This is a genomic window from Komagataeibacter kakiaceti JCM 25156 (assembly GCF_000613305.1).
Genome location: NZ_BAIO01000526.1, coordinates 1 through 1,580, shown reverse-complemented (window position 1 = coordinate 1,580; position 1,580 = coordinate 1). Strand labels below are relative to the sequence as shown.

Below are 1,580 nucleotides of genomic sequence, written 5' to 3'. Positions count from 1 at the left end.
CGCCCGTCGGCCTGACCGACCTGCTCAATCGCCCCGCCGTGACACAGGACGAACATGGCATCGCGGAGATGCTGCGCGGCAGGCGCGTGCTGATTACCGGGGCCGGTGGCTCCATTGGCGGTGAACTGGCCCGGCAGATCGCCCGCCACGCCCCGGCGGAAATGGTGCTGCTGGACATGGGGGAATTCCCGCTGTGGCAGGTGGACCTCAACCTTGGGGAGCAGGGGGGGGAGGCAAAGCGGCATCTCGTGCTGGCCGATATACGTGACGCCGGGCGGATCGACCGGGTTTTCGCACGTTTCCGGCCCGAACTGGTCTTTCACGCGGCGGCGCTGAAGCATGTGCCGATGGTGGAGGACAACCCCTGCGAAGGGCTGCTGACCAACGTGACCGGCACCCGCGTCGTGGCCGATGCCGCCGCGCGTCATGGCGCGCGGGCGATGGTGCTGATCTCGACGGACAAGGCGGTCAACCCGGCCAGTGTCATGGGGGCATCCAAGCGCGTGGCGGAAATGTACTGTCAGGCGCTGGATGTACGCGCGCGCGGCGTGCCCGGTGGCACGGGCATGCGGTGCATGAGCGTGCGCTTCGGCAACGTGATGGGATCGACCGGATCGGTCATTCCGCTGTTCCGCCGCCAGCTTGAACGCGGCGGCCCGCTTACGGTGACCGATTCGCGCATGCAGCGTTATTTCATGACCGTATCCGAAGCGGTGGGGCTGGTGCTGCAGGCCAGCGCCCGTGGCACCGGGGCCGAGGCGGGCAGGCTGGCCCCCCTGCTGCGCGGCGGCGCGATATTCGTGCTGGATATGGGCACGCCGGTGCGCATTCTTGATCTGGCGCGGCAGATGATCGTCCTGGCGGGGCTGCGGCCCGGCACGGATGTGGAGATCCGCTTTACCGGCCTGCGCCCCGGTGAAAAGCTGGAGGAAGACCTGTTTTACCAGCAGGAAGTACTACAGCCCACCGGCTGTCCCGGCCTGCGGATGGCAACACCGCGTACGGTGGACCTTGCGCAGGTGATCAATATCATGGATGCACTTGATGTGGCATGCCGTAAAGGTGATGGCGCGCAGGCGCTGGAACTGGTGCGCGGGCTTGTGCCCGAATTCGTGCACGACCCGCACGGCAGGGTCACTCCGGTCCCGGCCGGGCCGCTCGATGTGGAAAGGAATGCATCATGAACGCTCCGCTGGAAGCCCCTGTGGGCTTTCTGAACCTGCCCCAGCAGCAGGGCCTGATCGCCCCCCTGATCAAACAGCGTGTCGATGCGGTCATGAAACACTGCCGCTTTGTCATGGGCCCGGAAGTCATGGAACTGGAGGGACGCCTGGCCAGCTATAGCGGGGCGGCGGAATGCGTGGGTGTCTCGTCCGGCACGGATGCCATCCAGATCGTGCTGATGGCCGAGGGAATCGGGGCGGGAGACGCCGTGTTCCTGCCCGCCTTCACCTACACCGCCACGGCGGAGGTGCCGCTGGTGCTGGGCGCGACGCCGGTTTTCGTGGATGTGGACCCCGCCACCTTCCAGATCGACCCCGCAAGCCTGCGCCGCCGCATTGCCGATGTACGCCGGGCGG

General features: G+C 67.0%; 2 protein-coding genes. Both read left to right on the top strand.

From position 1 onward, the window contains the following. Nucleotides 1–1,184: UDP-N-acetylglucosamine 4,6-dehydratase family protein (locus JCM25156_RS16190; protein WP_025813939.1), on the top strand; the 1,184-nt coding region annotated here is incomplete at its 5' end. Further along, nucleotides 1,181–1,580, top strand: a 400-nt coding sequence (locus JCM25156_RS16185; protein WP_025813937.1) for an aminotransferase class I/II-fold pyridoxal phosphate-dependent enzyme, incomplete at its 3' end; no start/stop codon positions are given. The genes JCM25156_RS16190 and JCM25156_RS16185, both read left to right, overlap by 4 nt.